The organism is Enterobacter cloacae complex sp. 6730903, from assembly GCF_048283985.1.
Classification (GTDB): Bacteria; Pseudomonadota; Gammaproteobacteria; order Enterobacterales; family Enterobacteriaceae; genus Enterobacter; species Enterobacter hormaechei_C.
On sequence record NZ_JBLVXX010000083.1, the window covers coordinates 1 to 7,138 of the forward strand.

Genomic DNA, 7,138 nt, shown 5'->3' on the forward strand with positions numbered 1-7,138 from the left:
TTATGGAGCCACGGTTGATGAGGGCTTTATTGTAGGTGGGCCAGTTGGTGATTTTGAACTTTTGCTTTGCCACGGAACGGTCTGCGTTGTCGGGAAGATACGTGATCTGATCCTTCAACTCAGCAAAAGTTCGATTTATTCAACTAAACCATAAAAAGTGTATGGAAATATAGTGGCCAATCTACTAAAGTCTTTTTCGTTAACAGTGGCATAAATCAGCATCGCCTGATGTTTCTGGTTCTATGCGAATTCACAGTGTGCTCATTGATTCGTAATTCACTCTGACAAGGAAATGGCAATGAAAAAGGTTCTTCTTTCTGCAGCAATGGCAACCGCGTTTTTTGGCATGACTGCTGCCCATGCAGCTGATACCAATGTTGGCGGCGGCCAGGTTAATTTCTTCGGTAAAGTTACCGATGTATCCTGTACTGTTTCCGTTAACGGCCAGGGCAGCGATGCGAACGTTTACCTGTCTCCGGTAACCCTGACTGAAGTTAAAGCGGCAGCAGCGGATACTTACCTGAAACCGAAATCTTTCACCATTGACGTCTCTAACTGCCAGGCTGCTGATGGCACTAAACAGGATGACGTAAGCAAACTGGGCGTGAACTGGACCGGCGGTAACCTGCTGGCTGGCGCAACCAGCAAACAACAGGGCTACCTGGCGAACACCGAAGCTTCCGGTGCTCAGAACATCCAGCTGGTGCTGTCTACTGACAACGCTACCGCGCTGACCAACAAAATCATCCCGGGTGACAGCACTCAGCCGAAAGCGAAAGGCGACGCTTCCGCTGTAGCCGATGGCGCGCGTTTCACCTACTACGTAGGCTACGCCACCAGCGCGCCGACCACGGTAACCACCGGTGTGGTTAACAGCTACGCGACTTACGAAATTACTTACCAGTAATTCCGTCAGAAAATAAAACTGCCCCGCTCCGGGGCAGTTAATAACAATAATAAAGCGGCGATGTCCGCCGCTTGTATTTTTATTCTGAGGTCAGCATGAAGCGTATTGCCCTTTTTTTCTGTTTCATTTTTAGTTTTGCGGCCCATGCCAACAATATTATTGTTAACGGTACCCGCTTTATTTATCCAGGAAATGAAAAAGAAATAACGGTACAGCTTTCAAATAACGCCGACCGTCCGGCGCTGGCGCAGGCCTGGCTGGATAACGGCGATGCCGATGCCACACCGGATACCATTACCACCCCGTTTATTATCACCCCGCCGATTTCGCGCGTTGACGCCAAGAGCGGCCAGACGCTGCGTATTAAGCTCGGCAGCAGCGCCGGTCTGGCGAAAGATAAAGAGACGCTGTGGTGGCTGAATCTGCTGGAAATTCCGCCGGTGGTGGCCAATCAGAAAAATGAAGGCCAGAACGTGCTGCAGCTGGCGATCCGTTCGCGCTTTAAATTTATTTATCGTCCTGCCGGACTGGGCAACCGCGATGCGGCGGCCGAGAAGCTGACCCTGACCGCCAGCGGCAGTAGTCTCGCCATCAACAACCCGACGCCGTTCTACATTACCGTCAGCCGTATTTCCCGCGACGGCGGTAAAGCCCTGAACAGCAAAACCGTGATGCTGGCGCCGCAGTCCAGCCAGACGGTGGCGCTCTCCTCCGCCGTCAACCGCGGCGAAACCCTGACCGTTAACAACATTAATGACTATGGCGCCGATGTCGCAGTGAAAGTGGCCGTTAAATAAGGGAAAAGCTAATGAAGCAGAGGTCATTCTGCCCGGGAAGATTAAGCACCGCGATCGCCATCGCGCTGTGCTGCTTTCCGCCATTTTCCAGCGGACAGGAAAACCCGGGAACGGTATATCAGTTTAACGACGGCTTTATTGTCGGCAGTCGCGAAAAGGTCGATCTGTCGCGCTTTTCGACCAGCGCGATTACCGAAGGCACTTACTCCCTTGACGTCTACACCAACGACGAGTGGAAAGGGCGCTACGATTTACGCATCGCGCGCGATAAAGATGGTCGGCTGGGCGTCTGCTACACCAAAGCGATGCTGGCCCAATATGGCATCGCGGCGGAAAAGCTCAATCCGCAGCTGAGCGAGCAGGAGGGCTACTGCGGTAGCCTCAAATCCTGGCGCAACGAAGAAAACGTCAAAGACAACCTGGTCCAGTCCTCCCTGCGGTTGAACATTTCGGTACCGCAGATCTATGAAGATCAACGCCTGAAAAACTATGTCAGCCCGGAGTTCTGGGACAAAGGTATTACCGCGCTCAATCTTGGCTGGATGGCGAACGCCTGGAACAGCCATACCTCTTCGGTAGGCGGGTCGGATAACAGCAGCGCCTATCTGGGCGTCAACGCCGGTCTGTCGTGGGACGGCTGGCTGCTGAAGCACATCGGCAACCTGAACTGGCAGCAGCAGCAGGGTAAAGCGCACTGGAACAGCAACCAGACCTATCTCCAGCGCCCTATCCCACAGCTCAACTCCATCGTCAGCGGCGGGCAGATTTTCACCAATGGTGAATTTTTCGACACTATCGGTCTGCGCGGGGTTAATCTTTCCACCGATGACAATATGTTCCCGGACGGCATGCGCTCGTATGCTCCGGAAATTCGCGGCGTGGCGCAGAGCAACGCCCTCGTCACCGTGCGCCAGGGCAGCAATATTATCTATCAGACCACCGTTCCGCCCGGACCGTTTACCCTGCAGGATGTCTATCCTTCCGGCTATGGCAGCGATCTTGAGGTCTCGGTGAAAGAAGCGGATGGCTCGGTAGAAGTGTTTAGCGTGCCTTACGCTTCCGTCGCCCAGCTGCTGCGTCCGGGCATGACCCGCTACGCGCTCTCCGCCGGTAAAGTGGACGACAGCGCGCTGCGCAACAAGCCGATGCTCTATCAGGCGACCTGGCAGCACGGGATCAACAATCTGTTGACCGGCTACACCGGGGTCACCGGTTTTGACGACTATCAGGCCTTCCTGGTGGGGACAGGGATGAACACCGGCATCGGCGCGCTCTCTTTTGACGTCACCCATTCGCGGTTGAAGAGCGATGCCCATGATGACTCGGGTCAGAGCTATCGCGCGACCTTTAACCGCATGTTTACCGATACCCAGACCAGCATCGTGCTGGCGGCGTATCGCTACTCGACGAAAGGTTATTACAACCTCAACGACGCGCTGTACGCCGTCGATCAGGAAAAAAATAGTCGCAGCAACTACGCCCTGTGGCGGCAAAAAAACGGCATGACCTTCACGGTGAACCAGAACCTGCCGGACGGCTGGGGCGGGTTTTATCTCAGCGGCCGTATCTCCGATTACTGGAACCGCTCCGGGACCGAGAAGCAGTATCAGGTCAGCTACAACAATTCATTTGGTCGTCTCTCCTGGTCGGCGAGCGCGCAGCGCGTCTATACGCCAGACAGCTCCGGTCATCGTCGCGACGATCGTATTTCACTCAACTTCAGCTACCCGCTGTGGTTTGGCGATAACCGCACCGCCAACCTGACGTCGAACACCTCGTTCAATAACTCGCGCTTTGCCAGCTCGCAGATTGGTATCAACGGTTCGCTGGACAGTGAAAACAACCTTAACTACGGCGTGTCGACCACCACCGCCACCGGCGGTCAGCATGATGTGGCGCTCAACGGCAGCTACCGTACGCCATGGACCACCCTCAACGGCAGCTACAGCCAGGGCGAAGGCTATCGTCAGAGCGGCATTGGCGCCAGCGGGACGATGATCGCCCACAGCGGCGGCGTGGTGCTCTCACCGGAAAGCGGCTCGACGATGGCCCTGATTGAAGCCAAAGACGCGGCCGGGGCGATGCTTCCGGGATCGCCGGGCACCCGTGTGGACAGCAATGGTTACGCCATCCTGCCGTATCTGCGCCCGTACCGGATTAACGCCGTGGAAATCGACCCGAAAGGCAGCCATGACGACGTGGCCTTCGATCGCACCGTGGCGCAGGTTGTGCCGTGGGAAGGCAGCGTGGTTAAGGTCGCGTTCGGCACTAAGGTGCAGAACAACCTCACCCTGCAGGCGCGCCAGGCGAACCACGAGCCGTTGCCGTTTGCGGCAAGTATTTTCTCCCCCGACGGCAAGGAGATCGGCGTTGTCGGCCAGGGCAGCATGATGTTTATCAGCGATGCGAACGCCAAACGCGCGATTGTGAAGTGGAGCGGCGGGCAGTGTTCGGTGGATCTGGGACAGCAAACAACAAAGGATAGCGTATGTCGCTGAGGAAATTACTAACGCTTTTTATCGTCTTAATGGCGCTGGGAACCACCTCGTCCTGGGCCTCCTGTACGCGTCTCTCATCGCCAACGGTGATGCTGGACATGGTGGTGGGCAGGGTGGTGGTGCCCTCGGATCTGCCGGTGGGCTCGGTGATCCTTACCCGCGACTGGACGATGAGCGCTCCCGGCGGGGCAAGCTATCGCTGTACTTCCGGCACCAACCGCTTTGCGGCGAAGATCGTGTCGCCAGGGGCCACGGACCTTGGAAATAAAATCTACTCCACCAACGTGCCGGGAATCGGCATGCGTTTCAGCCGCGGCGGCGCAACGGTAAATATCGTCTATCCCGACGTCTTTTCGTCCCAGGTATATAACACCACCAACTATTCCCTCGAAGGGTCGCGCTTTACGCTGGAGATTATCAAAACCGCGGCAACCACCGGCAGCGGCACCCTGGCGGCGGGTAAGTACACCTCCTACGACTGGGAGAGCGGCAGTAACCCGATCCTCGAAACCTATCTGAGCGCCAACGCCATCACCGTGGTCTCGCCCTCCTGTTCAGTGCTGAGCGGGAAAAATATGAATGTCGATGTGGGTTCCATCCGGCGCACCGACCTGAAAGGGGTCGGCACCACCGCCGGCGGGAAGGATTTTAATATCGACCTGCAGTGCAGCGGCGGCCTGAGTGAAACGGGATATGCCAACATTAGCACCTCGTTCTCCGGTACCCTGGCCACCAGCACTACCGCTACCATGGGCGCCTTGCTGAATGAAAAAGCCGGCAGCGGGATGGCGAAAGGCATTGGCATCCAGGTGCTGAAGGATGGCTCCCCGCTGCAGTTTAATAAGAAATACACCGTCGTCCGCTTGAATAATCAGGAGACCCGCTACATCACCATACCGCTGCACGCGCGTTTTTATCAGTATGGCCCGACGACCAGCACCGGCGAGGTGGAGTCGCATATGATCTTTAACCTGACGTACGATTAATACGGGAGGGGGAATGAAGGGATTGCCGAAAAACACTATCGCGTGGCTGCTATTTTGCGGCAGCCTCGCCGCCCCCTCGGCGTGGGGTTTTGAGACCAATTACGATCGCGGACGGGTCGATTTTGCCGGGCGGGTGACGGATATTTCCTGTAGCGTCGCGCTAAACGGCGGCCAGCATGCCGGCAGCGGTAATGTCTGGCTGGCGCCGGTCAGCCTGGCGGAAGTCCACGATCGCGGGGCCGGGGCGTTTATGAAGCCGCAGCCTTTTACCCTGGCGCTGTCAAACTGCCAGCTACGTCATGATGGTGGAGCAGCTTCGCAGGATGAGGTGCGTCGGGTCAGCGTGCGCTGGGTCGATGGTTTTTTACTGACGGCGGTCGGTAACGAAAACGCCGGGTATCTGGCCAATACCTTGCCGGATGGAGCGCAGAATATTTATCTGGCCCTATCGACTAACGATAATAATACGCTGGATAAGAGTAATAAAATTGTCCCGGCGGACCCGCAGCAAAATCAGGTGCGTTTGCAGGAAAGCGCGGTCAGCGGCGGCCTGTTCACCTATTACGTTGGCTATGTTTCGCCAACGCCGAAAAGCGCCACCAGCGGGCCGATTACCAGCTGGGCAACGTGGGAATTAGTTTATAATTAAGTGACGTTAAAAAGCCGGGAATTCCCGGCTTTTTTTACATGGCAATATCATCGGCGACCAGTTGTTCAATACTGACTTCCCGCCAGTAATGTCCCTGGATAGCAAACCACTCCATTCCCTGCAGCCATTCTTTATGGGCTTCGCTTTCGACACCTTCAATAATCACATTATGATGGTTGCGCGATAAAAAGGTCACCAGCGCATCCATCAGCTGGCGGCCGGACTCTTTGCGCATCAGGTGCCAGAAAAAATCCTTATCAATTTTCACATAGTCAAAGTGATAACCGCGAATAGCGTTAATTCCCGCGTAGCCGGAGCCGAAGTCGTCGAGCCACAGTGAGGTATCCTGTGAGCTCTGCCAGGCGGCAAGAGAATTATGCAGCAGATTCTCGGCGTTTTCGGTTACCTCGAAATGGACGCAGGTCAGGGCGGCGACTTTGGCTTTTATATCCTTCTGGCGCAACAGGTTCAGGATATGGTCATCAACGTTAATTGTTGCGGAAATATGGTTACGTAAAAACCAGGCTTTATGCTTTTCAATCAGTGCCAGTTGTTCGAGAAAAATACGTTCACGAACGGCGGCGGTAGCATGGCGGAAAAAATCTTCGGGGGAAATAGAAAGATTATCAAAGCGGCTTAAGCATTCCACCGCGACCAGAGTACCTTGTGGGGAAAACATTTTCTGAAAGACGTAGCGTACAGCGATATCATTACGAGATAAAATGTTGTCTTCGAATATTTTAGTGTTCATTATCCCTCTTCACGAGGTAAGTCAAACAATAGGCAGAGGATACATTAATTATAGGCTACCTGATGATTAATGGGAATGGCGGGAAATGTAAATCAACAGCGAATAAGTACGCTTTATCCGCTACTGATTTACCGGGAGAACATTTAGCATTGATGGAGAGCGGCAATACGCTGATTCATAGTGCGGGAATTAGGTGATGCTGCCAACTTACTGATTTAGTGTATGATGGTGTTTTTGAGGTGCTCCAGTGGCTTCTGTTTATATCAGCTGTCCCTCCTGTTCAGTTACTGACGGGGTGGTGCGTAATGGCAAAAGCACTGCCGGACATCAGCGCTATCTCTGCTCTCACTGCCGTAAAACATGGCAACTGCAGTTCACTTACACCGCTTCTCAGCCCGGTACGCACCAGAAAATCATTGATATGGCCATGAAGGGGTCGTCTCAGAAAACGGAATCTATGGTCACTCCCGTTTTTGCAACACCGATTTTGACGATAAATTGGCTTGCTTGAATCTATCCGGCGTCTGAATGGGATTTTATTCCCGCGCCT

6 protein-coding genes and 2 pseudogenes are annotated in these 7,138 nt (G+C 54.5%); 6 read left to right on the plus strand and 2 right to left on the minus strand.

The window, feature by feature from the left end; translation table 11 throughout:
* Window positions 1-118, minus strand: a pseudogene (locus ACNQ0W_RS24230) (IS5/IS1182 family transposase); the annotation flags it as partial.
* A gap of 180 nt (window positions 119-298) precedes the next feature.
* Here ACNQ0W_RS24230 and mrkA point away from each other — a divergent pair.
* The 5 genes from mrkA (at window position 299) to mrkF (ending at window position 5,837) form a co-directional block, all read left to right on the plus strand.
* Window positions 299-907 (plus strand): type 3 fimbria major subunit MrkA, encoded by a 609-nt coding sequence (gene mrkA / locus ACNQ0W_RS24235; protein ID WP_000756959.1) that lies wholly within the window; start codon window positions 299-301, stop codon window positions 905-907.
* A 95-nt stretch (window positions 908-1,002) separates the two neighbouring features.
* Window positions 1,003-1,704 carry a type 3 fimbria chaperone MrkB gene (gene mrkB, locus ACNQ0W_RS24240; protein WP_000820818.1) on the plus strand — a complete coding sequence of 234 codons (702 nt, stop codon included), beginning with the start codon at window positions 1,003-1,005 and terminating at the stop codon, window positions 1,702-1,704.
* A gap of 11 nt (window positions 1,705-1,715) precedes the next feature.
* Window positions 1,716-4,202 (plus strand): type 3 fimbria usher protein MrkC, encoded by a 2,487-nt coding sequence (mrkC, locus tag ACNQ0W_RS24245; protein WP_063924014.1) that lies wholly within the window; start codon window positions 1,716-1,718, stop codon window positions 4,200-4,202.
* The gene (mrkD, locus tag ACNQ0W_RS24250) at window positions 4,193-5,188 is read left to right on the plus strand and encodes a type 3 fimbria adhesin subunit MrkD (RefSeq protein WP_063924012.1); all 996 of its coding nucleotides are present in this window, start codon (window positions 4,193-4,195) and stop codon (window positions 5,186-5,188) included. The genes mrkC and mrkD overlap by 10 nt, the downstream gene beginning before the upstream one ends.
* Window positions 5,189-5,201: 13 nt before the next feature.
* A complete protein-coding gene (gene mrkF, locus ACNQ0W_RS24255; protein WP_002916122.1) occupies window positions 5,202-5,837 on the plus strand; it encodes a type 3 fimbria minor subunit MrkF in 636 nt (211 codons plus the stop codon).
* A 34-nt stretch (window positions 5,838-5,871) separates the two neighbouring features.
* Here the strand turns inward: mrkF and mkrJ are convergent, their stop codons facing one another.
* Window positions 5,872-6,588 (minus strand): phosphodiesterase MrkJ, encoded by a 717-nt coding sequence (gene mkrJ / locus ACNQ0W_RS24260; RefSeq protein WP_025714822.1) that lies wholly within the window; start codon window positions 6,586-6,588, stop codon window positions 5,872-5,874.
* A gap of 247 nt (window positions 6,589-6,835) precedes the next feature.
* Here mkrJ and ACNQ0W_RS24265 point away from each other — a divergent pair.
* A pseudogene (locus ACNQ0W_RS24265) lies at window positions 6,836-7,078 on the plus strand (IS1 family transposase); the annotation flags it as partial.
* Window positions 7,079-7,138 lie beyond the last annotated feature (60 nt).

Excerpts from the sequence above, each read along its gene's own strand:
- mrkA (WP_000756959.1), top strand. The coding sequence starts at position 299 with ATGAAAAAGGTTCTTCTTTCTGCAGCAATGGCAACCGCGTTTTTTGGC.
- mrkF (WP_002916122.1), top strand. The coding sequence starts at position 5,202 with ATGAAGGGATTGCCGAAAAACACTATCGCGTGGCTGCTATTTTGCGGC.
- mrkB (WP_000820818.1), top strand. The coding sequence starts at position 1,003 with ATGAAGCGTATTGCCCTTTTTTTCTGTTTCATTTTTAGTTTTGCGGCC.
- mkrJ (WP_025714822.1), bottom strand. The coding sequence starts at position 6,588 with ATGAACACTAAAATATTCGAAGACAACATTTTATCTCGTAATGATATC.
- mrkD (WP_063924012.1), top strand. The coding sequence starts at position 4,193 with ATGTCGCTGAGGAAATTACTAACGCTTTTTATCGTCTTAATGGCGCTG.
- mrkC (WP_063924014.1), top strand. The coding sequence starts at position 1,716 with ATGAAGCAGAGGTCATTCTGCCCGGGAAGATTAAGCACCGCGATCGCC.